General features: G+C 45.3%; 25 protein-coding genes and 1 tRNA gene. 6 read left to right on the forward strand and 20 right to left on the reverse strand.

Features of this window, described 5'->3' with window-relative positions:
• Nucleotides 1–7: 7 nt before the first annotated feature.
• Nucleotides 8–1,585, forward strand: coding sequence for a CTP synthase (gene pyrG / locus G3M65_RS01090; protein WP_173832735.1), 1,578 nt, complete (start codon nt 8–10; stop codon nt 1,583–1,585).
• On the opposite strand, the gene G3M65_RS01095 is transcribed toward pyrG, so the two are convergent.
• From G3M65_RS01095 to guaA, 8 genes are read right to left on the reverse strand one after another with little or no spacing between them, the layout of a single operon-like run.
• Nucleotides 1,557–2,699: a metallophosphoesterase gene (locus tag G3M65_RS01095; RefSeq protein ID WP_173832736.1), complete on the reverse strand. Its 1,143-nt coding sequence runs from the start codon at nt 2,697–2,699 to the stop codon at nt 1,557–1,559. The two genes, pyrG and G3M65_RS01095, sit on opposite strands and share 29 nt — an antisense overlap.
• Nucleotides 2,696–3,367 carry a response regulator gene (locus G3M65_RS01100; RefSeq protein WP_173832737.1) on the reverse strand — a complete coding sequence of 224 codons (672 nt, stop codon included), beginning with the start codon at nt 3,365–3,367 and terminating at the stop codon, nt 2,696–2,698. The genes G3M65_RS01095 and G3M65_RS01100 overlap by 4 nt, the downstream gene beginning before the upstream one ends.
• Complete coding sequence (gene oadA, locus G3M65_RS01105; protein ID WP_173832738.1) at nt 3,364–5,199, reverse strand: sodium-extruding oxaloacetate decarboxylase subunit alpha; 1,836 nt, start codon at nt 5,197–5,199, stop codon at nt 3,364–3,366. Before oadA ends, G3M65_RS01100 begins: the two co-directional genes overlap by 4 nt.
• A gap of 7 nt (nt 5,200–5,206) precedes the next feature.
• Nucleotides 5,207–6,133, reverse strand: a complete 927-nt coding sequence (gene thiL, locus G3M65_RS01110) for a thiamine-phosphate kinase (RefSeq protein ID WP_173832739.1) — start codon at nt 6,131–6,133, stop codon at nt 5,207–5,209.
• On the reverse strand, nt 6,130–6,372 hold the full coding sequence (locus G3M65_RS01115; protein ID WP_173832740.1) for an NIL domain-containing protein: 243 nt from the start codon (nt 6,370–6,372) through the stop codon (nt 6,130–6,132). The genes thiL and G3M65_RS01115 overlap by 4 nt, the downstream gene beginning before the upstream one ends.
• A gap of 13 nt (nt 6,373–6,385) precedes the next feature.
• Entirely contained in the window at nt 6,386–7,633 is a 1,248-nt protein-coding gene (locus tag G3M65_RS01120; RefSeq protein WP_173832741.1) for an EAL and HDOD domain-containing protein, read from the reverse strand.
• Nucleotides 7,599–8,885, reverse strand: a complete 1,287-nt coding sequence (gene glyA / locus G3M65_RS01125) for a serine hydroxymethyltransferase (protein WP_173832742.1) — start codon at nt 8,883–8,885, stop codon at nt 7,599–7,601. Before glyA ends, G3M65_RS01120 begins: the two co-directional genes overlap by 35 nt.
• 10 nt (nt 8,886–8,895) lie before the next feature.
• Entirely contained in the window at nt 8,896–10,425 is a 1,530-nt protein-coding gene (guaA, locus tag G3M65_RS01130; protein ID WP_254426284.1) for a glutamine-hydrolyzing GMP synthase, read from the reverse strand.
• A gap of 71 nt (nt 10,426–10,496) precedes the next feature.
• Here guaA and G3M65_RS01135 point away from each other — a divergent pair, with 71 nt between their 5' ends.
• A complete protein-coding gene (locus G3M65_RS01135) occupies nt 10,497–11,690 on the forward strand; it encodes a class I SAM-dependent methyltransferase (RefSeq protein WP_173832743.1) in 1,194 nt (397 codons plus the stop codon).
• On the opposite strand, the gene G3M65_RS01140 is transcribed toward G3M65_RS01135, so the two are convergent.
• The 4 genes from G3M65_RS01140 to G3M65_RS01155 form a co-directional block, all read right to left on the reverse strand.
• Nucleotides 11,669–12,433 carry an ABC transporter ATP-binding protein gene (locus G3M65_RS01140; protein ID WP_173832744.1) on the reverse strand — a complete coding sequence of 255 codons (765 nt, stop codon included), beginning with the start codon at nt 12,431–12,433 and terminating at the stop codon, nt 11,669–11,671. The genes G3M65_RS01135 and G3M65_RS01140 overlap by 22 nt on opposite strands.
• Entirely contained in the window at nt 12,433–12,867 is a 435-nt protein-coding gene (locus G3M65_RS01145; protein WP_173832745.1) for a pyridoxamine 5'-phosphate oxidase family protein, read from the reverse strand. Before G3M65_RS01145 ends, G3M65_RS01140 begins: the two co-directional genes overlap by 1 nt.
• A 3-nt stretch (nt 12,868–12,870) precedes the next feature.
• Nucleotides 12,871–13,446 (reverse strand): CDP-alcohol phosphatidyltransferase family protein, encoded by a 576-nt coding sequence (locus G3M65_RS01150; protein WP_173832746.1) that lies wholly within the window; start codon nt 13,444–13,446, stop codon nt 12,871–12,873.
• 12 nt (nt 13,447–13,458) lie between these two features.
• A tRNA-Ser gene (locus G3M65_RS01155) sits at nt 13,459–13,546 on the reverse strand.
• A 25-nt stretch (nt 13,547–13,571) separates the two neighbouring features.
• On the opposite strand from G3M65_RS01155, the gene G3M65_RS01160 reads away from it, so the two are divergent.
• A complete protein-coding gene (locus G3M65_RS01160; RefSeq protein ID WP_173832747.1) occupies nt 13,572–14,699 on the forward strand; it encodes an O-antigen ligase family protein in 1,128 nt (375 codons plus the stop codon).
• 216 nt (nt 14,700–14,915) lie between these two features.
• Here the strand turns inward: G3M65_RS01160 and G3M65_RS10445 are convergent, their stop codons facing one another.
• From G3M65_RS10445 to G3M65_RS01195, 8 genes are all read right to left on the reverse strand, one after another.
• Nucleotides 14,916–15,035: a restriction endonuclease subunit S gene (locus G3M65_RS10445; RefSeq protein ID WP_217422978.1), complete on the reverse strand. Its 120-nt coding sequence runs from the start codon at nt 15,033–15,035 to the stop codon at nt 14,916–14,918.
• Nucleotides 15,036–15,060: 25 nt separating this feature from the next.
• Nucleotides 15,061–15,936, reverse strand: coding sequence for an RpnC/YadD family protein (locus G3M65_RS01165; protein WP_173832748.1), 876 nt, complete (start codon nt 15,934–15,936; stop codon nt 15,061–15,063).
• Nucleotides 15,937–16,025: 89 nt separating this feature from the next.
• Nucleotides 16,026–16,958, reverse strand: coding sequence for a dihydroorotate dehydrogenase (locus tag G3M65_RS01170; protein ID WP_173832749.1), 933 nt, complete (start codon nt 16,956–16,958; stop codon nt 16,026–16,028).
• Nucleotides 16,951–17,895 (reverse strand): complex I NDUFA9 subunit family protein, encoded by a 945-nt coding sequence (locus tag G3M65_RS01175; protein WP_173832750.1) that lies wholly within the window; start codon nt 17,893–17,895, stop codon nt 16,951–16,953. The genes G3M65_RS01170 and G3M65_RS01175 overlap by 8 nt, the downstream gene beginning before the upstream one ends.
• Entirely contained in the window at nt 17,892–18,650 is a 759-nt protein-coding gene (gene tatC, locus G3M65_RS01180) for a twin-arginine translocase subunit TatC (RefSeq protein ID WP_497707018.1), read from the reverse strand. Before tatC ends, G3M65_RS01175 begins: the two co-directional genes overlap by 4 nt.
• Nucleotides 18,580–18,909, reverse strand: a complete 330-nt coding sequence (locus G3M65_RS01185) for a Sec-independent protein translocase subunit TatA/TatB (protein ID WP_173832751.1) — start codon at nt 18,907–18,909, stop codon at nt 18,580–18,582. The genes tatC and G3M65_RS01185 overlap by 71 nt, the downstream gene beginning before the upstream one ends.
• Before the next feature lie 23 nt (nt 18,910–18,932).
• Entirely contained in the window at nt 18,933–20,060 is a 1,128-nt protein-coding gene (locus G3M65_RS01190; RefSeq protein WP_173834638.1) for an aspartate aminotransferase family protein, read from the reverse strand.
• An 18-nt stretch (nt 20,061–20,078) separates the two neighbouring features.
• A complete protein-coding gene (locus G3M65_RS01195) occupies nt 20,079–21,764 on the reverse strand; it encodes an NAD+ synthase (protein ID WP_173832752.1) in 1,686 nt (561 codons plus the stop codon).
• Between the two features lie 79 nt (nt 21,765–21,843).
• Here G3M65_RS01195 and hfq point away from each other — a divergent pair, with 79 nt between their 5' ends.
• The 3 genes from hfq to G3M65_RS01210 are packed head-to-tail and all read left to right on the forward strand — an operon-like array spanning nt 21,844 to nt 24,442.
• Entirely contained in the window at nt 21,844–22,047 is a 204-nt protein-coding gene (gene hfq, locus G3M65_RS01200; protein ID WP_438616890.1) for an RNA chaperone Hfq, read from the forward strand.
• Complete coding sequence (gene hflX, locus G3M65_RS01205) at nt 22,047–23,153, forward strand: GTPase HflX (protein ID WP_173832754.1); 1,107 nt, start codon at nt 22,047–22,049, stop codon at nt 23,151–23,153. The genes hfq and hflX overlap by 1 nt, the downstream gene beginning before the upstream one ends.
• Complete coding sequence (locus tag G3M65_RS01210) at nt 23,150–24,442, forward strand: adenylosuccinate synthase (protein WP_173832755.1); 1,293 nt, start codon at nt 23,150–23,152, stop codon at nt 24,440–24,442. Before hflX ends, G3M65_RS01210 begins: the two co-directional genes overlap by 4 nt.
• Nucleotides 24,443–24,449: the final 7 nt, after the last annotated feature.

Below are 24,449 nucleotides of genomic sequence, written 5' to 3' on the forward strand. Positions count from 1 at the left end.
TCCATACATGGCATATTACATCTTTGTGACGGGTGGTGTACTTTCATCCCTTGGAAAGGGGGTAGCCTCCGCTTCCATAGCCTCCCTCCTTGAAGAGCAAGGTCTTAGGGTGAACATACAAAAGCTGGACCCATACCTTAATGTAGACCCAGGGACTATGAGCCCCTACCAGCATGGAGAGGTCTATGTGACAGAAGATGGTGCGGAAACGGACTTAGACCTGGGACATTATGAGAGGTTTACAGAGACAAAAATGAGTAAAAAAAATAACGTAACCGCGGGAAAGGTTTACTACAATGTCATACAAAGGGAAAGAGAGGGAGGATATCTCGGTGCTACCGTTCAAGTTATACCTCACATAACCGACGAGATAAAAAGGCTAATAAGGGATGTGGAAGATGGGTATGATGTGGTGATAGTGGAGGTGGGTGGGACTGTGGGAGATATAGAGGGTCTTCCTTTTCTTGAGGCGGTCCGTCAACTATCAGTAGAGTTAGGTAGAGACAAGGTTCTTTTCATACACATCACATATGTTCCCTATGTAAAAAGTGCAGGTGAGTTAAAGACCAAACCCACACAGCACTCGGTCAAGGAATTAAGAGCCATAGGTATTCAGCCAGACATAATCCTGTGTAGGTCTGAGGTGGAAATCCCAGAAAGCATAAAAGAGAAGATAGCCCTCTTTACCAACGTGAAAAAGTCTGCGGTCATATCCGCACAAGACGTAGAGTATATATACCAAGTGCCTTTGATACTCAAAAGTCAGGGTATAGATAGGCTCATTATTGAACACTTTGGTTTTACCTATAAGGAAACAAGGAGCAAATGGGAGGACATAGTCCAAGTTTTAAAATCCGCAGAGAGGAAGGTAAGGATTGCTATCGTAGGAAAGTATGTCTCTTTAAAGGACTCCTACAAAAGCATAATTGAGTCTCTTACGCACGGTGGAATAGCCAATAGGTCAAAGGTGGATATAATCTGGGTAAACTCAGAGGACTATCAAGAGGATATTTTAGAGCAAGCGGATGGCATACTTATTCCAGGAGGCTTTGGAGAGAGAGGAATAGAAGGCAAGGTTAGGGCTTTGAGGTATGGAAGAGAGAGGAAAAAACCTACCTTTGGTATATGCCTTGGCATGCAACTTATGTGTGTGGAGTTTGCAAGGAATGTGCTTGGTCTAAGAGATGCCAACTCCACTGAGTTTGACCCCTTTACGCCTCATCCTGTAATAGACATAATGGAAGAGCAGAAAAATATAAGGCATCTCGGTGGGACTATGAGGCTTGGCTCTTATCCCTGCAGACTTGTGGAGGGAACAAAGGTAAGAGAAATATACGGACAAGAGATGGTTTACGAGAGACACAGGCACAGATATGAGTTTAACAACCGTTATAGAGAAGTTTTTGAATCCGCTGGTATGGTTTTCTCGGGGCTTTCGCCAGATGGAAAACTTGTAGAGATAATAGAACTAAAAGACCATCCTTGGTATATAGGCTGTCAGTTCCATCCAGAGTTCAAAAGCAAACCCTATAAACCACATCCTCTTTTCGTGTCTTTTATTTCCGCTTGTTTACAAGTTCAATGATCGCAACATCTGGCGGAGAAAAAAGTCTCATAGGTGGTCCGCCAGTTCCTACCCCCTTGCTTATGTAAAGGTAAGAGTCTCCTAACTTATGAAAACCTCTATCGCTGATAAATAGCCTTGTAAGTATGAGCTTTCCTACAGGGTAATACACACCACCATGAGTGTGCCCCGAGAGCATAAGGTCAAAGAGCTTTTCCGCACCCTCTTGTAGGCGCGGTTTGTGTTTGAGATATAGGACAAAACTGTTAGGATTTGCCTTTTCTAATAGTTCCCTGTCGGAAAGAGTGCCTTGGCACTTTTTGAAAAACCTACAGTCATCGTCGTCAATTCCAACCACAGTTAAGTTTACTTCCCTTATCTGTGCCAAGTCTCCCCTTAAGAGCCTAAAGCCAGCCCTTTGGGTAAATTCTATAGCCTGTTCCAGACCTCTATAGTATTCGTGGTTTCCCAAAACCGCATACTTTCCCAAGGGTGGTTTCATCTCAGACAAAGCGTCAGCCAAGTGGAGTTTGTCCCTCATATTCCCATCCACTAAATCTCCCGTAGAAACCACAAGGTCTGGCTTTTCCCTTTCATACACCTCAAGCACAAGCCTTATTTTGTCCATCCCCATTACAGGACCAAGATGTATATCCGATATGTGGAGCACCTTTAGCCTTTGGACATTTTCTGGAAGTTTATCGGTGTATAGAGTATATCTTTCCACTTTGAGATTGAGGGTTTCGTAATAGCTATATGCAGACAAAGTTATGGAAAGTAGCAGAATGGTTATGGTTGTGGCTTTTGTGGGTGGCACAGGCAGGGGGTTTATCTTAAAAACCTTCTTAGAAATGTAAACTACGCCTTTGTATAGGTCCAAAGTCAAGCCTAACACAACCAAATACACGAGAAAACCCATCCAAATTAGACCACCTAAAGCAGTTATATAGGCAATGTGAGAGTTCATATTAGCATCCGCATAACGCCATATAAAGGGTGAGAAGAATCCAAAAGAAAGCAACAAGGCAATGACCCATCTTCCCCTTTTTCCAAGTGCAGGTTTAAAAACCCTTGAGTAAGCATAAAGATGCATAAGGGCAAAAAGGGTTAGAAAGACCAATATAAACCATCTCATATTTCCAGCTTATACCCAAAGCCCCTCACTGTCTGAATCGCTTTTCCCTCTTCACCGAGTTTTTCCCTTAGCTTCTTTATATGCACATCCACCGTTCTATCGTATACATCTCTCTTTAGCACCCTTTCTATAAGGTATTCTCTGCTCACGGGCTTGCCATAATTTTCAAGCAAGGCGGACAATATTAGAAACTCTGTGGGTGTAAGTTCAATGACTTCTTCGCCCCTTTTAACCTCTTTTTTTTCCAAGTCTATATGAATGCTTCCGAGCTTGAATTGGGTTTGTTTTTTCTCCTTCCCTACCCTTCTTAGCACCGCCTTTACCCTTGCAAGGAGTTCCTTTAAGGAAAAGGGCTTGGTTATGTAGTCGTCCGCACCGAGAGAGAAACCCTTTAGCTTATCCTGTTCCATGTCCCGTGCGGTTACGAATATTATGGGTATATCCTTAAGACCTTCTTTTCCTCTCACATACTGGGCTATCCTAAAGCCATCGTAGTCTGGAAGCATCACATCAAGGAGCAAAAGGTCTGGCGGGTTTTCTTCAAGGTATTTTATGGCATCCGCACCCCTAAGACAAACAAGGGCTTCGTAGCCTTCTTTCCTTAGATTGTAAGCTATCAACTCCGCAAGGTCATTCTCATCTTCTACCACAAGTATCTTCAAGCTCATATCTTTATGGGTTTTATCTTTACAGCCACCTCATCTGGATTTATCACATCACCCACAGATATAAGCACTTCCTCCACTATACCTTCTACAGGACTGTGAACCTCATTTTCCATCTTCATGGCTTCCACCACAAAGAGCACATCACCCTCTTTCACAGTCTGTCCTATACTTACCTTCACGTTTACCACCTTGCCGGAGATGGGTGAGGTTATGTCTCCAACACCCACAGGTCTTGGTCTTTTTGGCTTTACCTCCATGGCAGAGGTTATTTCACCGTAGGGCGATGGTATGCTTTCCACCTCCTTGAGAGGTCTGAGTATCACCTCCTCTAACTTTCCATCAAGCCTGATAAAGAAAGGTCTCCCTTCCGCAGTAGGCTCTCCCCTTCCTGCTATCTGAACATGATACTGTTCTCCATGAACCGTCACTATAAACTCTACTGGTATGTTTTCTCTTTTTTCTTCAATAAACTCTTCTGGAGGGAGCTTTTCTCCTTTTTCTCTGAATTCAAAAAACTCTTTGGCAACGAGAGGAAAAAGAGCATAAGAAATGATATCCTCCTCGCTCTTTGCACCAGCCTTTATAGCCTCTTCTCTGACCTTTGGTAATTCTGGCTCAAGTAAGTCCGCTGGTCTTACATGATATATAGGCTCTTCCTCTCCGAGGATTTTCTTTATAAGCTCTTCACTGATGGGTGCGGGTGGTCTGCCATATAGCCCCTTTACATAGTCCTTTGTTTCCTTTGTAACCACTTTGTATCTTTCTCCATGTAGCACATTAAGAAAAGCCTGAGAGCCTACTATTTGGCTTGTGGGCGTAACAAGAGGTGGATATCCAAGGTCTTGACGGACCCTGACAACCTCCTCAAGCACCTCTGGTAGTTTTTCCTCCATACCCTGCTCTCTTAATTGGCTTATAAAGTTGGATATCATACCCCCGGGAACTTGATGTAAAAGAACTCCTACGTCTGGATAAGGTGGCAGAACATCGTATTTCTTATACTTTGTCCTTATACTTGCAAAGAGGTCTCCAGCCTTTTGATAGAGCTTTTCGTCCACCTTAACCTCATAGCCAAACTCCCTTAGCACATAGATCATGGTCTCGCCGGGTGGGTGAGAGGTTTGACAAGAAAGGCTATAAAAGACCGTATCTATCATGTCCGCACCCGCTTCTATACCCTTGAGCTGTGCCATCTCTGCAAGGTCCGCAGTGGTTTGAGTATGGAGATGGACAAGATAGTTTGGAAACTCTAACTTGAGGGCTTTTACCAATTCGTAGGCTACCTTTGGAGACAGCAGTCCTGCCTGGTCTTTTATGGAAATAATGTCTATTCCCATATCCACCAGTTCTTTTGCAACATTAACGTAATACTCCACCGTATGCACTGGGCTTATGGTATAAGAGAGCACTCCTTTAACTATTGCCCCCACCTTCTTGGCGGTTTCTATGGATTTTCTCATATTTCTTGTATCGTTCAGAGCGTCAAAGATCCTAAAGACCTCTATACCATTATCGTATGCCCTTCTTACAAATTCCTCTACCACATCATCAGGATAGTGCCTGTAGCCTACTACATTTTGTCCTCTTAGGAGCATTTCAAGTTTTGTGTTTGGAGCATGCTTTTTGAAAAGTCTTAGCCTTTCCCACGGGTCTTCTTTTAGATACCTGAGACACACATCGAAGGTCGCCCCACCCCATACCTCAAGAGACCAGAAACCACACTTGTCAAGTATGCTTACTATTTCAAGCATATCCTCCGTTCTTACCCTTGTGGCAAGCAATGACTGAATACCATCCCTCAGAGAAACATCTGTTATGAAAATCTCTCGCATAGGAAAATTATACCACCCTAAAGTGGTCAAAACCTGTAGGCTTGAGGGGTTTACCGTCAATGAAGATACCTTCCCCTTCCTCCACAAAACCTATTTGAACCATACTGAGAAAGGGGTTCAACCTCTCAGGAGGATGGGTAAACAAAAGCTCATAGTCTTCCCCACCAGAAAGTGCATACTCAAGTGGGTCCTTGCCATGTCTTTTGCAAAAGCTCACAAGTTCTTGAGATATGGGTATCTTATCAGAAAAAAGGCTAATCTTTACTTGGCTTGCCTTTGAGAGTTTTTCCACATCCGAGGAGAGCCCATCGCTTATATCCATGCTGGCATTGGCGTATTTGGATATGTGTTTTATAAAGTCTATCCTTGCGGTGGGTCTTAGATGTTTCTCTATGAGCCTTAGTTCAAAATCTTCGTAGTGCTTTTTCTCCATTTGAAGAAGTTCAAGCCCAGCCTTTGAGTCTCCCAAGGTTCCAGAGACAAAAACTCCATCCCCTATTTTTGCACCACCTCTTCCCACAAACCTTTCTGCTTTCCCCACCATAAAAACGTCTATACATAGCTTATCGCCCTTGCTTACATTTCCACCCACAACCTGACAGGAATAAAATTCACAGGCTTTTTTTATTCCCAGGTATATCTCCTCCACATACCTCACCTCTAAATCTGGCAAAGTTAAAGAAACAAGGCAGTAAATAGGCTCTCCACCGTTTGCTACCACATCGCTCACATTGATGGATATGGCTTTCCAACCCACTGCAGAGGGTGGATAGTGGAGTTTAAAGTGTCTGTCTTGGAGAAGAAGGTCGCAGGTAAGTAGGAGCATACTTTTGCCAACGGTGATGGGAGCGGTATCGTCCCCTATTAGCTCACTCTGCAATATGCTTTTGAGCCTCTCTATAAGACCGAACTCCCCTATATCTGAAATTCTCATTCTGTGAATATCTGACCCTCTATAGGTTGGACCATAACACCTTTATCCTCTATAAACTTCATAGCTTTTTCTATTTCCTCTGCTTCACCATCCATTTCAACGGTAAGTATGCCCGTATCCTTTGTAACCTTTGCGGTTCTTATGTTTACTACCACATCAAAGTTTTTGCAGACCATACATAGAACAGGCTCTTTCACCTTTTCCTCTGGGTATATGAGCTGAAGCCTTATCAAGTTCATGAAAAGTATTATATCAGACCTTCAGGATATAGTCAGCCATATCAAAGGAAGACTTAGCTATGGAAATCAAAACCTGACGGTCTATACCTGTTAGCCTTTCTAAGTTCACAAGGATATCACTCTTGGTTGGGTCTTGCATGTTCAACAATTCTGGAAATTTTTCCTCCAACATGATGGAGTAATCCAGTATACTCCTAAGGTGCACATTCTTTCCAGTATAACCATCAATAATTTCCTGCTCTATCTTGACATCCTTCAAGAAAGCTATCTTATCCATGCCGAGGATTTCATCTATAAGAGAAAAGAGACCGATTAAGTAGGCTTCAGATTCGTATTGAGGATGTATAAATTCTGCAATTTTTTGAGCTATTAGAGCTCTTACGAGTGATTTCTTCCATAATTCTGGGTTTTCCACAGATACATAATCATTCATGGCGAGAACAAGCAGAAAATTCCTTAAATTCCTCAAGCCTATCATGGCACAAGCCTGCTCCACGCTCCTTATCTCCTTTATAGGAGAATAGTAAGCGGAATTTACAAGCCTAAGAATCTTTGCAGTCATGCCAACATCTGTGGCTATTAGGTTCGCAATTTCTTTTGGACTCTGGGCGGAGTGGGCTACCGCTATGAGTTTGAGCAAGGTATTCTTTAGGTAGGGTGCGGTCTGGAATTCCTTTAGTATAAAGGGACCTTCTAAGTATTTACCTTGAAAGAGGTCCCCCACTCTACTGACTCTACTATACTCTTCCGCATCCTCTATCTTTGAGATTAAAAGGGTTTTTGACTTAGACTTTGAGAGGTCTAGGATCCTCTGATTGAGTCTCTTTGCATCCACGGAAATTATGCTTATCTTATCCAGAAGACCAGCTATCTTTTCATTTTCCAAATTCCTTTCACTTATACTGAACAGCACACCCCGTTCCGTGTATTTATCAACAGCATTTAGTATCTGTCTATAAACCATCTCACCCACTGGCACTTGAGGTTCTATTATCTCTATTATCAATTTTTTAGGGTCAAGGGCCTCAATGGCTTTGTTTATAAGGGAGTCAAGGGATACATTTATCATCACTCTCTTCCCTTCCCCTACTCTCTCTATGCCTTGTTCTAGTATTATTTCTATTACTATGTATGTTGCCCTGCTGTAGGGAACTTCTTTAGGATACTCATACATATTATCTCTTTTTCTAAGGAAAACTTCAAAGGCAAACCTCCTACCCTCTTTGTTAAATATGGGTTGCTTTGCTATAAGAAAGCTCATCCATAACCTCTCTCAGTTCGGGATATAGGGGAAATTGTTGACAGAGCTCTATAACCTCCCTGCCCACTCTTTCAATCACATGGGAGTCCTCTATGTTCTGTATCACTTGGGCTATAAGTCTTGCGATCAGCCTCATTTCCTCTTCCTTCATGCCTCTGGTGGTCATGGCGGGCGTTCCAATCCTTATACCGCTTGTCTTTGTAGGGGGCAGTGGATCAAAGGGAACTGCGTTCTTGTTTACCGTTATGTTTGCCCTGCCGAGAGCTTCCTCCGCCTGTTTACCAGTTATGCCCTTGTCTCTCAGGTCAAGAAGCACTATATGGCTGTCTGTTCCATTAGAGACCACCTTAAAGCCAAGCCTTATGAATTCTTCCGCCATAGCTTGAGCGTTTCTGACCACCTGCTTTGCATACTCTTTGAACTCTTCTGTCATTGCTTCCTTAAAGGCTACCGCCTTGGCTGCGATTACATGCATAAGGGGTCCGCCCTGTATCCCTGGAAAGACGCTTTTGTCTATCTCTTTGGCAAACTCCGCCTTGCAGAGGATAAAGCCTCCTCTTGGACCTCTTAGGGTCTTGTGGGTTGTGGAGGTAACGAAGTGTGCATATGGCACGGGGTTTGGGTATACACCGCCAGCGATAAGCCCCGAGTAGTGTGCCATGTCCACCATGAGGTATGCACCGACCTCCTGGGCTATATGGGCAAACTTTTCCCAGTCTATGACCCTTGGATATGCGGACGCACCTGCCACTATAAGCTTTGGCTTGTGTTCTTTTGCCAACCTATAGACTTGGTCGTAGTCTATAAGCTCTGTCTCGGGGTTTAGCCCATAGTAGACCACGCTATATATCTTTCCAGAGAAGTTTACCTTTGCACCGTGAGTAAGATGTCCTCCGTGAGCGAGGTCCATACCCAGTATGGTATCTCCCGGCTTTAGGACCGCCATATATACCGCCATGTTTGCCTGAGAGCCAGAATGAGGCTGGACGTTGGCATGCTCCGCTCCATAGAGTTCTTTTACTCTCTTTATGGCAAGGTCTTCCGCAATATCCACAAACTCACAACCACCGTAATACCTCTTGTGTGGCAATCCCTCCGCATACTTGTTGGTAAGCACAGAGCCTTGTGCTTCCATAACCGCAAGTGATGTGAAGTTTTCTGAGGCTATAAGCTCCAAGTGGTAGAACTGCCTTTTGTATTCCTTTACTATGGCTTCGTATATCTCTGGGTCTGTATGCCTAAGGTGTCTCATTTTTAATATTTTACTCCCATTCTATGGTCGCTGGTGGTTTTGAGGATACGTCGTAGACTACCCTGTTTATCCCCTCTACCTCGTTTATTATCCTTCTCATCACATGGTCAAGGAACTCATAGGGAAGTCTTGACCAATCTGCAGTCATTCCGTCAGAGCTGTCCACAGCCCTGAGCCCCACTACCCTTTCGTATGTCCTCACATCACCCATAACACCCACACTTTTTACCGGCAAAAGTACCGCAAAAGCCTGCCAAACCTTATTGTAAAGACCCCACCTCTTTAACTCTTCTATGAAGATGTGGTCTGCTTCCCTTAGTATTTCCAGGTCCTCCCCTTTTACCTCACCCAATATCCTTATGGCAAGACCCGGGCCGGGGAAGGGATGTCGCATGAGAAGCTCCTCTGGCACTCCCAAAAGTCTTCCCACCTGACGCACCTCGTCTTTAAAGAGTTCCCTGAGGGGCTCAAGAAGCCTCAGTCTCATCCTTTCTGGAAGACCTCCCACATTGTGATGGGTCTTTATGACTTTGGCACCGGGGACGCCGGCGCTCTCCACCACATCTGGATATAAGGTTCCCTGAAGGAGAAACTCCGCTCCAGATTTCTGTGCCTCTCTTTCAAAAACCTCCACAAAGGTATGCCCCACTATTCTCCTTTTCTCCTCTGGGTCTTCTACACCCCTCAGCCTTTCCAAAAACAACCCATCCGCATCTACCCTGTAAAAGGGTAGCTCCATTCTCCTAAAATAGCCCTCCACCTCTTCCGCCTCTCCCTTTCTCAAAAGCCCGTGGTTCACAAACACGCAGGTGAGCTGGTTTCCTATCGCCCTATATGTAAGAAGCGCCGCCACCGTTGAGTCCACACCTCCAGACAGAGCGCATATGACCTTTGCATCTTTGACCTCCTCCTTTATTTCCTCTATCTTTTCCTCAACAAAATTACCCATGCTCCAGTTTCGCTGGGCTTGAGCAACCTTAAAGAGGAAGTTTCTCAGAAGCTCCTTCCCATATTGGGTATGGGCCACCTCTGGGTGAAACTGCACACCATATATGGCTTTGTTTCTATGTCTTATGACCGCATAGGGAGAGTTTTCTGAGCTTGCGAGAGCTTCAAAGCCCTCAGGAAGCCTTACCGCCTTGTCCGCATGGCTCATCCATACGTCAAATTCCTTTGGTAAACCTTCAAATAGTGGGTCTTCCTTTAGAACTTTTAGCTTTGCTCTTCCGTATTCTTGTTTTTGAGACCTTTCCACCACACCGCCAAGTTGATGCACTATAGACTGAAGCCCATAGCATATGCCCAGGATGGGAATGTTAAGGTTGTATAGCTCTGGGTCTGGAAGGGGTGCGTCCTGCTCGTATACAGAGGCGGGACCGCCGGAGAATATAAGGCAGTAGGGGTTTCTCTCCCTTACCTCCTTGTGGCTTATGTGATAAGGCACGATTTCGCTGTATACACCAAGCTCCCTTACCCTTCTGGCAATAAGCTGAACATACTGAGAGCCGAAGTTTAAGATAAGGGTTGGTCTCTTTATCACAATATTAATTATACATTGCCTTGACAGATAAAGAGCATGTACCTATACTAACAATTGAGGAGGGCTATCAAATGGTAGAAAAAATCATAGCAAAGATAAACGAGGGATTTAGTGAAGGCTTATGTGTGGAGCTACCTGATGGGGTTTGCATAGGAAAAGGACAGCATAGGATAAGGGTCTTAAAGAAGAGCGTCTTAGGGGAAGTTTTGAAAGACCCTGAGATGGGTTTCTGCGAAGCCTACATGAGGGGTGACATAACTATTGAGGGTGATTTAGAGAAGGTCTTGATGGCATGCATGGAGTATGTGGAATCTGAGGGCAAGAAGGAACCTAAGGCTATCTTTGCTTCTCTCCTCAGAAGTATTTTGAAGGGCATAGGGCTTATAAAAAGGCTTGAAGGTAAGGAGGTAAGAAGGCACTACGACCTGGGTAACGAATTTTATCAGCTTTGGCTTGATAAGTCAATGACTTATTCCTGTGCCTTCTTTTCAGACCAAAACATGAGCCTTGAGGAAGCACAAAGCGAAAAGAGAAAGATAATATACGAAAAACTCCAGCTAAAAGAGGGAGACAGGCTCATAGACATTGGCTGTGGATGGGGTTCTATAATTCTTGAAACCGCCCTAAACTATGGAGTCTATTCCGTAGGCATAACTTTGGCAAAAAATCAATATGAATATGTAAAAGAGAAGATAAAAAGCCTTGGTCTGGAGGGAAGGGCTGAGGTGTATCTTATGCACTACGAAGACTTGCCAAAGATCGGTAGAAAGTTCAATAAAGTAGTGTCAGTAGGTATGTTTGAGCATGTAGGAAAGGGAAGGCATAGGAAGTTTTTTGAAGTGGTCCGTGAAATAATGGAAGATGGCGGACTTTTCCTGCTCCATACCATAGGAAAGGTTCACACCTCAAGCCAGAGCAGGTGGATAAGAAAATACATATTTCCAGGTGGCTACCTGCCCTCCATAGAAGAGGTGATCGGAGCTTCCAAAGGGCTTGGTTTCAACCTTATAGACATAGACAACTGGAGGCTTCACTATTATCTAACTCTGAAGGAATGGAAGAAGAGGTTTTTGACTGTTAAGGACTGGGTTGTTAAGCGGTATGGGGAGGAGTTCTATAAGATGTGGGAGCTTTATCTTACCGCTTCTGCGGTTTCCTTCTACTTAGGTAGCAATCATCTTTTCCAGTTTCTCTTCTCAAAGGGTGTGCTAAACACCTACCCAGTTATGAGAAGATGCTTAGGTCAACCGCTTTTTGCCTCGTAAAGCTCACCTAGACCCTTTTTTATAAACTCCCTTACAAAGGGTATGTGAGAGTTCAGGATTTCTTCTTTTGTGCCTGTTTGAACCACTTGACCTTCTTTTATTATCATTATCCTGTCTGATATGGAGAAGGCGGACACAAGGTCGTGAGATACCACTATAGCGGTAGAACCTGTCTTTTCTCGGAGGTTAAGGATAAGTTCGTCAATGAGCCTGCTGGTGATAGGGTCAAGCCCTGAGGTTGGCTCGTCGTATATGATAAGCTGTGGCTCTGTGGCTATAGCCCTTGCTATTCCCACCCTCTTCTTCATACCGCCCGATAGCTCGGAAGGATAGAGGTCAAGCTCTTCTCCCGATAAGCCCACCATGCTTAGATACTTGAGGGCGGTAGCCCTAAGCTCTTCTCTCTTGTGCTTTCCATGTTCTAAGTGATAAAAGACCACGTTTTCCCAGACGGTGAGGCTATCAAAAAGGGCCGCTCCCTGAAAGACATAGCCTATGCCCTTTCTTACATCATCCAGCTCCATCTGGGTAAGGGATGAAACATCTTTGCCAAAGACCTCCACTTTACCGCTCGTTGCCCTCAAGAGACCCACAAGACACTTGGTTATTGTGGTCTTACCGCTACCGCTCCCACCCAGTATGGTAAAGACTTCGCCCTCATACACCTCAAAGCTCACATCTTTGAGGATGGGTCTTCCATTCAGCTCAAGGCTCAGGTTTTCTACCGAGACTACCTTCTTCATCAAATCTTTAAGGCATCAAGCACCAATTGATCAAGCTCTCCAGCCTTTTGGAGGTCTCCAGTGTGCATAAAGGGTATGGTGCCAGTTATTGTGCCACCCGGGAAGAGGTTGTTCTCCACGCTGTTTATCCTTATCTCAAACACGGAGACGGGAAACTTGACTTCCTCTATTCTGTCCTGAAGGAGGCTTGCGGTGCCATAGCAGGCAAGGGCTTTGTCCTGAGCTATGAGCATAAGGCATGCCTGCCCAGTCTGTTGCATGTTTTTAGAGCTTTTGGCGTTGGAGCTGAGGGCAACCCTTATGGTTCTCTCGTCAATAGGGTATACCCATGTGATAAAGGTAAGGTGTATATTACCCTCTTTGTCAGAAGTGGCAAGCACCACAGGGAAAACGCCCAGATTACGCATAAGGTCCATAAGCTCCTTTGGAAGCATCTTTCACCTCCTGGTTAGTTTTCTAAAAATATAAACCCTCTGCAGGGTAGTAATCAAAGACCCCACCGCTATGAGGACAACCGCAGGAAAGACAAGGTCAAGGGCTATGCCCGCCAGAAGGATAAACCACCTTTCGGGTCTTTCAAAGGTGCCCACCTTTAGCTCATAGCCAAGCCCCTCCGCCCTTGCTCTGGAGTAGCTAACTGTAAAGGAAAAAAGCATTGCCATGAGGGCAAAGAGGGACAGAAGTTTGTCTTCAGAAGACAGGGCTATGGCTATGAAGGGGAGAGCATCAGAGAGCCTGTCTAACAAAGAGTCAAGAAAGGCTCCAAGGTCTGAGTTTTTGCCAAGCCTTCTCGCAAGACTTCCATCCAGTGCATCAGACAGAGCTCCCAAGAGGAGAAGCACAAAGCTCAAGAGCAGATACCCAGAGTACAGAGCTAAGGAGCCAAAAAGCACAAAAACAAGCCCCATAAAGGTTATCATGTTTGGAGTAGCACCAATCCTCTCCAAGAACACAAGGAAGGGCTCTGTTAACTTCTCAAAGGTAGGCTTTAGCTCTCTTACAATATAGCTCATACTCTTCTCCTACGGCGAGGGAGGGATTCGAACCCCCGGTGGGCTCTGAACCCACAGCGATTTTCGAGACCGCCCCGTTCGACCACTCCGGCACCTCGCCTCTTTTATAATTATAAGGCTTTGCCATGCTTATAGTCCTCTTTGCTTTGGGCTTGCTTTCCATAAGCCTCTTTGAGGCTTTGGTGGTCCTTATTCTTTTCTACCTTCTGTACAAGGGTTTTAAGGGTTTTCGGTGTAGGGGAAGTCTGCTTTTGCCTCTCACTTTGCATGCCCTTGTGGTTTTGGTCTCTACTACTCTTTTTCATACCTCTCAGATAGGCAAGGCTATAGAAAGGGGCGTGTTTTTACTCTCTTACTGCTATGGTGGACTGCTTAGGGTGGACGAAGGAAGTCTATATAGGTTTAATCTCTTTTTGGTGCTTTCTGGTCTGGCTCTTTTACCCTTGGTGTTTTACAGATACAGCCAAACAGGTCAACCTGCCATGTTTTGGGGTGGGTGGTTTGAGGTAGGAGCCTTTTACAGCATCTTTGCGGTCGCAAGCCTTTCTCTGCTCTTTTATTCAAAAAGGGTCTACTACCTTTTGCCCTTTCTACTTTTTGTGGGCGTGGTCTTTTTTACCATGAGAAGGTCTGCCATGCTGGGGCTTGCCTTTGCCCTTTTGGTTTTTGCCCTCCTTGTGGGACAGAAGGTTTCCAAAAAAGCCTTTTGGGGTATTTTGCTTACCCTTTTTGTTGGCTTTGCGGTAAGCACTGCCATTCTTGCACAAAAGGATATAAGGTATAAGACCATGTATGAAATGGTGCTGGGACGAAGACCTATAAATGACGAGACGCTAAACCACATATCCAGCTACCGTTGGGAGATAGCAAAAGCAGGCGTGCAGGTAGTAAAAAAAGACATACAGGAAAGAAACTGGCTTGCCCTTGCCATAGGTCATGGCATAAATTCTGGCTACTACCTTGAGCCAAAGAGCCCTGTGGGTGGGGTCTACGAGTCGGTATTCTTGCTTTCAGAGCTTATTGAGAAGGGTCTTTTGGGGCTTTTTGCAGTCCTTTGGGTTTATTATGCATACTTTAAGTTTTTGTTGGGCTTTAGGATAAGGGAGAGCATGGACTACCTTCTTATGCCCCTTTTACTTGCTCTTGGCTCTCACCTTGTGGGGACGGTCTTTACCTTTTTCTGGGATGCTATGCTACCCTTATATCTTGTGCTTTTTATGGTGGTAGAAAGGTTTAGGTCTTACAAACTGTGATTTTTTGAAAATCCGAAAAAAAAGTAGATACTACAAAATATTTAAACATATGGTTTTTGGCTTACGCATGCTTAAAAGTCAGTTAATTTGTTTTTCTCCTCACCCTTATCTTACCGCTCATAAGATGGCGAAGTAGGCTCTTAAATAGGTTCTGAAGTGCTTTCTTATACTCTTCTTCTTTTTGAAGTTTGTCGTCTATGGCTCTTAGGACTTCCGCTATGGCTTTTTGCTCTTCATCTCCGCCACCTCCCCCAATCTCACCACCTTCCAATCAACAGGCAAAGGACCCAGCTCTGTATCTTTGAAATCCCTCTCCTCGTAAAACTCAAAACCCATAGCAGAAAATTATAAAACTTTGGCTTTATATACCAAGCTCTTCCTTCAAAACTTTCAATACATCCTCTGCAACTACCAACCTTTTAGCCAAAGCACGCAAAAATTCCCTATCTTTCACAGACCTTATCTTATCGCTTACACCCTCTGGCACATACCCAAGTCTACCTTCTATAAGGGTCAACACCATCTCCTGTGCAGACCTCAATAGCCCCTCCTCAAGCCCAATCTGCTTACCCTCTTCAAGACCAAGCCTATATAGAATGTCCTTTTTCAGTTCTTTCTTTGGCAATTTTATATCTTCAGGTCTGACCACTATAGGCATATGCCTAACCTCCTCCGTGAACCTTATCCTTAAGTTAGGTCTTAGCTCCGTCAATGTCAAGGCTTTCAGAAAATACTCCTTCCTTTCCTCTTCACTCATACCCTCCATAGTCTTTATTATCCTGTATATCAAATAATCCTCATCCTCTACTTTACAAAGACACGCCAGCAGTATATCCATGGGGTCTGAGCTTTCTAAAAACAGTTTGCAGTCTATCTGTCTTATGTCAAGTACTTCATAGCTAAAGGTCAGGTTTTTGAGCTTTAGTTTGGACTTCATCCTTAGTTTTTTGTTTCCCACATAAACGAGAAGTTGCTTTATGTTGTGGGTTTGGTATTTTTCTGCGATTAATGTATAATAGCGTAGCATTCTCCAAGGCATAGTAGGGTCGTTAAAGGATTGGAATTCCATATGCAGTATGCTTTCATCTTGAAGTTTTGCCAAGAAGTCTACCCTTAGCTCTGTGGATGGCAGGTTAGTAGGCAGTAGTTCCTTTATAGGTTTGGGTGAGAGAAGTTTACTGAACCTATAAGGGACTTCTTCAAAAATATCTTTCAAAGCTATGTCTTTTGAAGACACAAGGAGATTATAGCATAATCCTATGTTATAAATTTTAGACTTTCCTCGTAAAACTCAAAACCCATAGTGGAAAGTTATAGCAAAAGACATCAAGCGCGCACCACAAGGCGGTGAGCCCTACCCACAAGGTCGGTAAACCTTTCTATAGACCTCTCTCTCATGTAGTCTTCTACGCCTTCTATGACCTTAAGGGGTGCATAGGGGTCAAAGAAGTTAGCGGTTCCCACTTGAATGCATACCGCACCTGCAAGGATATGTTGTAAAGCGGAATCCGTGTCGTATATGCCACCAACGCCTATTATAGGGACAGAGTGTCCAAGCTCTGAAAAAACCTCCCAGACCATTCTTACCGCTATGGGAAGTATGGCAGGACCAGAGAGACCTCCCATAAGTGTAGAAAGTTCAGGTCTTTGGCTTTTTGTGTCTATTTTCATACCAAGAAGGGTGTTTATGAGAACGAGCCCATCCGCACCCGCATCTACACAAACCTTGGCAAAGCCCTTTATATCTCCCGTATTGGGTGAGAGTTTTACAAGCACTGGCTTTTTTACCTTGGCTTTTACCCTTTCCACAAGCCTTGAGAGCACCACAGGGTCATGTCCAAAGAGCATACCTCCCTTTTTCACATTAGGACAAGACACGTTGAGCTCATAGGCTACCACCTTCTTGGCATCTTCAAGTGCAAGGCATACCTCCACATACTCTTCTTCTGTTTCTCCAAAAACATTGGCTATAAAGTGGGTGTCTATCTTCTCAAGGTTTGGGTATATCTTTTTCAAAAAGCCTTCCACTCCCGGGTTTTGAAGTCCTATGGAGTTTAACATCCCGCAGGGGGTTTCCGCAATCCGTTCTGGTGCGTTGCCTTCGCGAGGCTTTAGAGATATACCCTTTGTAACCACCGCACCAAGCCTTGATATGTCATATATCTCCATAGCCTCAAGCCCATAGCCAAAAGTTCCCGATGCTACCCAAACAGGGTTTTTAAACCTTACGCCAAAAAGCTCCACAGAAAGGTCAAGCATTTATCTTCCTCCTAAACTCTTCCAAACTCCACCTTAGAGATTCTTCGTAAGAAATTGGCTCTCTTCCACAGAGCTTTTCTACACCTTCCTTTTCCACCTCAGGGTCAAGACCACATATATTATCCCTCCACATCATAAGCATCTGGTCTGAGCTAAAGGGTGGTGGCTGAAGGACCCTTTCTACCACCAAACCACCTACATACATAAGGCTTTTTGGCACAGGTAGGAGCAAGACCTTCCTTTTCCAGTAGTCAAAAATGTCCTCCAAAAGCTCCCTAAAGCTCACCCTCCTGTTTCCGCACAGCTCGTAGGTTTTACCCTCGCTCTCTTCTAAGATAAGAGCCTTCACAAAGGCACAGGCAACATCTCTAACATCCACAGGCTGAAAGAGATAGCCACCGCCACCGGGCAGGGCAAAAAGCCTCAAAAACTTGGTAATGCTCCATAGGTCATAAAAGAGCTTTTGCTCAGGACCGAGTATGAGAGAGGGTCTCATTATGGTATAGCTTAGCCCCGACCTTTTTAGCTCCTCTTCCGCCATAAACTTGGTGCGATGATACATGGAGGGGGCATCCTTGTGGGTACCGAGAGAACTCATATGAACTACCCTTTTGAGCCTTCCATACTCCCTTGAGACCTCGTATAGGTTCTTTGAATACAGATAATGCACCTTCATAAAGGTCTGTCCATGTCTTTTGCTTTCTACAAGTATACCTACCAGATGCACCAAGTAGTCTGGCTGAAATTCCTCAAAGACCTTCCTGAGAGATGGCTTGTCCGCAAGGTCCACCCTGTAAGGATATACCTTATCGCCAAAAAGCCTCTCTAACTTAGCCACATCCCTAACACTACAGCCTACGGTATAACCCTTTTTTAGAAGCTCTCTTACTATATGTCTTCCTACAAAGCCTGTGGCACCAGTTATGAGAACCTTCATCCTTGAGCCACCTCTATGGCAGTTTCCTTTTGTTTGCGTCTTGCCAACTTTCCAGCAAGGAGCGAAAGCTCATAAAGAATTATCAGAGGTATAGCCATTATCACTTGCGTGGTCACGTCAGGGGCTATGAGAGCACCCGCCACAAAGGCAAGCACTATAAAGTATTTTCTAAAGGCTTTCAATTGTCTCTCCGTCACAAGCCCTGCCCTCTGCAGGAGGAATATGACCACAGGAAGCTCAAAGGCTATGCCAAAGCCTATTATCATCTTGAGAAGAAAGGATATATACAGGTTCACAGAAAGAAAGGGTGTTGCCTGAAGCTGAGAAAGCCCTATGCCCAGCAGGAACCTTAGAGCCATAGGAAGGGCTACAAAGTAGGAAAAGGCTCCGCCAAGAAGAAAAAGAATAATAGAAAAAAGGGTTAGGGGAAGAACAAGTTTCTTCTCATTGGGATACAGGGCAGGCTCTACGAACCTCCAGAGCTGAAAGAGTATAACAGGAAGCGACAGGATAAAGCCAAAGACTATGGAAATCTTCAGCAGTATGAAAAGAGGCTCCGTAGGGGAGAGGGTCACAAGCTCTACCTGTGGGTATGACCTCCTTACTGGCTCTTTCAGTATTTCAAATATCTGGCTCGCAAAGTAGAAGGCTACACCCGTGCCTACAAGGAAAGCTACTATGGACTTAATCAGCCTGCTTCTTAGCTCCCTCAGATGCTCCGTCAGAGGCATCTTGGGAAGTTCGTGTTGTTCCATTATCCTCTTTTACCTCCTCACTTTTTTCCTTTTCTATTAAATCGTAAACACTTTCATCTTCAGGAGGGGTCGCATCCTTGCTCTCCTCCATTATTTTCTTGTTTATGCTTTCCATGTATAGCTGATATCTAAGCTCATCCCAAGTTTCTCTAACCTTTCGTAGAAACTCGCCTAACTTGGTAGCCACTTCCACCATCTTCTCGGGACCCAAGAAGACGAAGGCTACCGCAAGTATCACCAAGAGCTCGGGAAAGTCCATGATTATAAATATAAACCAAAGCTTTAGAGAATATGCCTCAGTATCTCAATGGCTTGATCTATGTGTTTTTCCTCAACTATAAGGGGTGGGACAAACCTCAAGACCCTTTCTGCGGTGCAGTTTATAACAAGACCCTTTTCAAGTGCTTTTTGCACAAGCTCGGAGCAGTTCCTCTCAAGCTCCAAACCAAGCATTAGACCCTTGCCTCTGACCTTTCCCACTCCAAGCTCTTGGAGTTTTCTCTTGAAGTATTCTCCTACCCTTTGAACCTGTGGTAGGAGCTCCCTTACCCTGCGAACCACCACCATAGAAGCTCTGCAGGCAAGTGGGTTTCCACCAAAGGTAGAACCGTGTGAGCCTGCCTTAAAAGCCTTAGCGACCTCATCTCTGGCGAGCACCGCACCTATGGGGACTCCACCACCCAAGCCCTTTGCAAGGGTTATTATGTCTGGTTGTAAACTGTAGTGCTCGTAGGCGTAGAATTTGCCAGTCCTTCCTATGCCCGTTTGGACTTCGTCCACAATAAGCAGAAGACCCTCTTTCCTGCATAGTTCCTGAATTTTCTGCAAAAACTCTCCCTCTGCCTCCCTTATGCCACCTTCTCCTTGTATAACCTCAAGCATTATTCCAGCGGTTTCTTTCTTTAGAGCATTCAAGACAGAATCAAAGTTGTTTAGCTCCGCATAGTCAAAACCTTCAAGGAGTGGCTCAAAGCCCTTTTGTATCTTTTCCTGTGCGGTTGCGGACATGGCACCAAAGGTTCTTCCATGAAAGGAGCTATAAAAGGTGATAATCCTGTATCTTTTCTCACCCTTCTCGTAAAAGTATCTTCTTGCGAGCTTTATAGCTCCTTCGTTTGCCTCCGCACCACTGTTGCAGAAAAAGACCTTCCCAGAAGTCCAAAAGCTATCCACAAGCTCCTTTGCCAAATCTTCCTGCCATGGGTTTTCAAAGAGATTGGAAATGTGCAAAAGGCTTTGTGTTTGGTCGCATATGGCTTTTGTAAGCTCTGGGTCTGCGTATCCAAGGGCGTTTACCGCAATGCCTGCAAGAAAGTCAAGGTATTTTCTACCTTGGTCGTCATACAAATATACTCCTTCGCCTTTGACAAACCTTACAGGAAGTCTTTTGTAGGTTTCCATAACATACATGGCTATATAGTTTAGCATTTAAAAGTAGCTACCGCTTATGGGCATCCTCCAGTCCTTTCCGAAGGCTCTTTTTGTTAGCTTTGGACCAATGGGTGCTTGTCTTCTTTTGTATTCTGCCCTTCTTACCATTCTAAGAACCTTCTTGACAAGCTCCCTATCAAAGCCCAAGGCTACTATCTCCTCCAGTCCCATGCCCTCTTCTATGTGTAACTCCAAGACCTTATCAAGAAGCTCGTAAGGTGGCAATGTATCTTGGTCTGTTTGATTGGGTCTTAGCTCTGCGGTAGGTGGTCTTATAAGGACTCTCTCTGGTATGTCTGGCTTTATGGAGTTTCTGTATCTTGCCAGTTTGTAGACCCACGTCTTATAAAGGTCTTTGATGGGAGCAAAGCCTCCAGCCATATCTCCGTATATGGTGGTGTAGCCTACTGCAGACTCGCTCTTATTGGAAGTAGAAAGCACAAGCCAGCCATATAGGTTGGAAAGGTAAAAGAGTATATTAGCCCTTATGCGTGCTTGCAGGTTTTCTTCTGCCACCGTCAGCTCCCGAGAGCCAAAGGTCTCAAGGTATGTCCGGTATATTTCAGAGATGGCATACTCAAGAAGCTCAATTTGGAGGTTTTCAGCGAGCTCGTAGACATCCTCTCTGCTTTCTGTGGAGGTATATTCCGAAGGCATAAAGACGCCCACAACCCTATCCCTTCCAAGGGCATCTACCGCAAGACAGGCAACCAAAGAGGAATCTATACCACCAGAAAGTCCCAGCACCACCTTTTGAAAGCCATTTTTTCCCACATAGTCCCTTATTGCCAGCACAATAGCCTTGTAGAGCTCCTCCTCTTGTTTTGGGGATGCCTCCACCCTTGCATCCTCTATCCCCTTCTGTAAAGTGTTCTCAAAGGAGACCACCCTTGTCTTCTCCACTTGCCTCTCCCTAAGCCTTAAGTCAAGAAGCCTTTTCCTTCTTACCCTTTCTATGTCAAGGCTTACCAGGAGCAGGTCTTCCTCAAAGGAGCTTGCCCTTGCAATAACCTTACCCTCTGGGTCTATCACCACGCTCCTGCCATCAAAAACCAGCTCATCCTGTCCTCCCACCATATTCACATAGACCACATAGGCTATGTTGTCCTGAGCCCGGGCTCTTAGAAAGTTCTCTTTAAACTCATACTTTCCTCTGTAGTAGGGGGATGCGTTTATGTTTACCAGCACCTCACAACCTGATAGGGCATAGAACCTTTCCCACCCGTCGGGATGCCATATGTCCTCGCATATGGAAAAACCCACCTTTACGCCATTTATCTCAAGTATAAGAGGCTCTTTTCCAGCCCTAAAGTATCTCTTTTCGTCAAAGACCGAGTAATTGGGAAGGAAGGTCTTTTTGTATATGCCAAGAAGTTGACCCCTACCTACAAGCACAAGGGCGTTATATAGGTCTCCTTCGTAATAAGGCATTCCTACCGCAAGGAGCGAGGACATACCCTCAGAAACCCTTAGTAATTCTTTAAGGGACCTTTCGCAGGACCTCACGAAGTCCAACCTTAGCAGTAGGTCCTCCGGCGGATAGCCACAGAGAGAAAGCTCTGGGAAAACAACAAGGTGGGCTTGGGTATCTACCCTTTCCCAGATACCTTCTATCTTCTGAAGATTTACCCTTATACCTCCTACCACTGGGTTTATCTGACATAAGGCTATGTTGAGGAACATGGCTTAATATTTTAGAACCTTAGGATCTTGACTGGTGCAAAAAGTTTTATAATTTATACTGGAGGTCGGTAGGATGTTTATGGAGAAGAATACAAACGTGCAGGACGAATACATTGAGGAGCTCAAAAGAAAGTCTGCCACTGTAACTGTCTTCCTCACAAGGGGCAACAGGATAACGGGCAAGGTGCTTGACCATGACAAGTATACCCTCTTGCTTGAGGTAGAGGGTGAGCCAAACCTCATATACAAACACGCCATAAGCACCATAGTGCAAGGGGGTTAATGAAGAGCATCCTCGTAAGCCTTATAGAGAACAACAGGCGAGAAAGCAGAGAATCCCTTGAGGAACTAAAGGAGCTGGTAAAGGCTGTTGGGGGCAGATATATAGGATACATAGTCCAGAAAAAGGCTCATCCAGACCCAAGATACCATGTGGGTGCGGGAAAGGTGGAAGAGATAAAGCAGGTGGCGGAGGGAACTGGTGCGGATGCGGTCATATTTGATGCCTTTCTTAGCCCCTCCCAGGTGGCAAACCTTGAAAAGGCTATAGGTAAAAGGATAATGGATAGGGCGGACTTGGTGTTGGAGATTTTCTCCCGTAGGGTTAGGTCAAAGACTGCAAAACTGCAAGTGGAGTTGGCTAAACTTACCTATGAACTTCCAAGGCTTTATGGAAGAGGTAAGGAGCTTTCAAGGCTTGGCGGTGGTGTGGGAACAAGAGGTCCTGGTGAGCAGGAGGCGGAGATAAGAAGAAGGTGGATAAAGCGGAGGATACAGCAGATAAAGGAAGAGCTTGAGGACATAAAAAGGCAAAGGAGGGAGCAAAGGAAAAGGAGGGAAAGCTCTGGAGATCTAAAGGTTGTAAAGGTTGCCCTTGTGGGCTATACCAACGTAGGCAAGTCAAGCCTTATGAGGATTCTGACGGGTAGAGAAACCCTTGTGGCGGACATGCCCTTTGCCACCCTTGACACCACCACCTCTGCGAGGTTTCTCTTCCCAGACATAAAGGTGCTAATCACGGACACGGTGGGCTTTATAAGAAAGCTCCCTCCGGAGCTAATAGAGTCCTTTAAGGCGACCCTTGAGGAGGTGCAAGAGGCGGACATAATCCTGCATGTTATAGACATATCTGACAAAAACTGGCTTGAGAGGGTAAAGGTAGTAAAGGATATACTAAAAGACCTCTCCGCAGAGGACAAGCCAGTTATATATGTTTTCAACAAGGCGGACAAGGTGGTGGAAAGAGAAGAGGACATAAGGTATCTTACAGAACCCGCCTTTATGGAGGGCAAGTCTGTGGTGGTCTCTGCGGTAAAGGGTTGGGGGATAAGGGAACTGCTTGAGGCAATAAGGGAGAAGGTGGAAGAACTTCAAGGAGCGGTTGGATGAAAAGACATCTTGTGATACTGGGTGCCCAGTGGGGTGACGAAGGAAAAGGCAAGGTGGTGGACCTGCTCTCTGCGGACTTTGACATGGTGGTGAGGTATCAGGGTGGGAGCAACGCCGGACATACAGTGATGGTGGGAGGGGAAAAGTTTGTCCTACATCTTCTGCCCACGGGTATCCTGCACCAGCACACAGCGGGCGTGGTAGCCCAGGGTATGGTAGTGGACTTGGAGCTACTTGTGAAAGAGATGGAAGAGCTACAGCAAAGAGGTCTCAAGGTTTGGGACAGGGTCTTCATAAGCGATAGGGCACATCTTGTGCTGGAATACCATAAACTACTTGACTCCCTCTTTGAAAGAAAGGGCAAGATAGGCACAACCCTCAGAGGCATAGGACCCTCCTATATGTTCAAGTATGGCAGGAGAGGTCTCAGGGTCTGCGACCTTCAAGACCCGGACAGGACTTACAAGATAATAAAGGAAAACATTGAGTTCGTCTCTGACATGTGCGAGAAGGTCTACTGTGAAAACCACAAGCTGGATGCGGGGGAAATCTTTGAAAGAACGATGGAGAATTACAAAAAGATAAGAGATAGGGTAGCGGACACCACACGCCTACTCCTGAACTTTGGAGGTAGGGTTCTCTTTGAAGGTGCCCAGGGCACCATGTTAGACATTGACATGGGCACTTACCCCTATGTGACCTCCTCCAACGCCTCTGCTCTGGGGCTTTCCAACGGCACGGGGCTTCCGCCAAGGTATTTCTCAGAGGCTAACTTCTGGGCGGTTTCAAAGGCATACACCACAAGGGTAGGAGAAGGTCCCTTTCCCACAGAGCTGGAAGGCAGGGAGGGCGAGCTTCTCAGGGAAAAAGGAGGCGAATACGGTGCTACCACCGGAAGACCAAGGAGGTGTGGATGGCTTGACCTTGTAGCTCTCAAGCATGCGGTGGACGTGAACGGGCTTGATGGGCTTATAATCACCAAACTTGACGTGCTGGATGCCTTTGAGGAGATAAGGGTATGCACCGCCTACGAGGTAGATGGTGAGTTAATAGACCATTTTCCTGCCAGCCTGAGCCTTCTTCAGAAGGTAAAACCCGTGTATAAAACCTTCAGAGGCTGGCAAAGGGACACGAGGGGAGCAAAAAGCCTCTCCATGATGCCCTCTGAGGCTCTGGAATACATTGACTTTATTCAAGAATACCTGCATGTGCCCGTGGTAATGCTCTCCACAGGACCAAAGAGGGAAGAATACTTCTGGCTTTATGAACCTGTAGGTAAAGAACTATAAAGTTCTC

It is taken from the genome of Hydrogenobacter sp. T-8, from assembly GCF_011006175.1.
In the GTDB taxonomy this organism is placed as follows: Bacteria; Aquificota; Aquificia; order Aquificales; family Aquificaceae; genus Pampinifervens; species Pampinifervens florentissimum.

Excerpts from the sequence above, each read along its gene's own strand:
- oadA (WP_173832738.1), bottom strand. The coding sequence starts at position 5,199 with ATGCGAGAGATTTTCATAACAGATGTTTCTCTGAGGGATGGTATTCAG.
- glyA (WP_173832742.1), bottom strand. The coding sequence starts at position 8,885 with ATGAGACACCTTAGGCATACAGACCCAGAGATATACGAAGCCATAGTA.
- G3M65_RS01185 (WP_173832751.1), bottom strand. The coding sequence starts at position 18,909 with ATGGACTTTCCCGAGCTCTTGGTGATACTTGCGGTAGCCTTCGTCTTC.
- pyrG (WP_173832735.1), top strand. The coding sequence starts at position 8 with ATGGCATATTACATCTTTGTGACGGGTGGTGTACTTTCATCCCTTGGA.
- G3M65_RS01195 (WP_173832752.1), bottom strand. The coding sequence starts at position 21,764 with ATGTTCCTCAACATAGCCTTATGTCAGATAAACCCAGTGGTAGGAGGT.
- G3M65_RS01190 (WP_173834638.1), bottom strand. The coding sequence starts at position 20,060 with ATGTATGTTATGGAAACCTACAAAAGACTTCCTGTAAGGTTTGTCAAA.
- G3M65_RS01115 (WP_173832740.1), bottom strand. The coding sequence starts at position 6,372 with ATGAACTTGATAAGGCTTCAGCTCATATACCCAGAGGAAAAGGTGAAA.
- G3M65_RS01145 (WP_173832745.1), bottom strand. The coding sequence starts at position 12,867 with ATGCTTCCAAAGGAGCTTATGGACCTTATGCGTAATCTGGGCGTTTTC.
- G3M65_RS01160 (WP_173832747.1), top strand. The coding sequence starts at position 13,572 with ATGCTTATAGTCCTCTTTGCTTTGGGCTTGCTTTCCATAAGCCTCTTT.
- G3M65_RS01100 (WP_173832737.1), bottom strand. The coding sequence starts at position 3,367 with ATGAGCTTGAAGATACTTGTGGTAGAAGATGAGAATGACCTTGCGGAG.
- G3M65_RS01210 (WP_173832755.1), top strand. The coding sequence starts at position 23,150 with ATGAAAAGACATCTTGTGATACTGGGTGCCCAGTGGGGTGACGAAGGA.
- G3M65_RS01170 (WP_173832749.1), bottom strand. The coding sequence starts at position 16,958 with ATGCTTGACCTTTCTGTGGAGCTTTTTGGCGTAAGGTTTAAAAACCCT.
- G3M65_RS01135 (WP_173832743.1), top strand. The coding sequence starts at position 10,497 with ATGGTAGAAAAAATCATAGCAAAGATAAACGAGGGATTTAGTGAAGGC.
- hflX (WP_173832754.1), top strand. The coding sequence starts at position 22,047 with ATGAAGAGCATCCTCGTAAGCCTTATAGAGAACAACAGGCGAGAAAGC.
- tatC (WP_497707018.1), bottom strand. The coding sequence starts at position 18,650 with ATGGAACAACACGAACTTCCCAAGATGCCTCTGACGGAGCATCTGAGG.
- G3M65_RS01120 (WP_173832741.1), bottom strand. The coding sequence starts at position 7,633 with ATGAGCTTTCTTATAGCAAAGCAACCCATATTTAACAAAGAGGGTAGG.
- G3M65_RS01140 (WP_173832744.1), bottom strand. The coding sequence starts at position 12,433 with ATGAAGAAGGTAGTCTCGGTAGAAAACCTGAGCCTTGAGCTGAATGGA.
- G3M65_RS01095 (WP_173832736.1), bottom strand. The coding sequence starts at position 2,699 with ATGAGATGGTTTATATTGGTCTTTCTAACCCTTTTTGCCCTTATGCAT.
- hfq (WP_438616890.1), top strand. The coding sequence starts at position 21,844 with ATGGAGAAGAATACAAACGTGCAGGACGAATACATTGAGGAGCTCAAA.
- G3M65_RS10445 (WP_217422978.1), bottom strand. The coding sequence starts at position 15,035 with ATGGGTTTTGAGTTTTACGAGGAGAGGGATTTCAAAGATACAGAGCTG.
- thiL (WP_173832739.1), bottom strand. The coding sequence starts at position 6,133 with ATGAGAATTTCAGATATAGGGGAGTTCGGTCTTATAGAGAGGCTCAAA.
- G3M65_RS01175 (WP_173832750.1), bottom strand. The coding sequence starts at position 17,895 with ATGAAGGTTCTCATAACTGGTGCCACAGGCTTTGTAGGAAGACATATA.
- G3M65_RS01150 (WP_173832746.1), bottom strand. The coding sequence starts at position 13,446 with ATGAGCTATATTGTAAGAGAGCTAAAGCCTACCTTTGAGAAGTTAACA.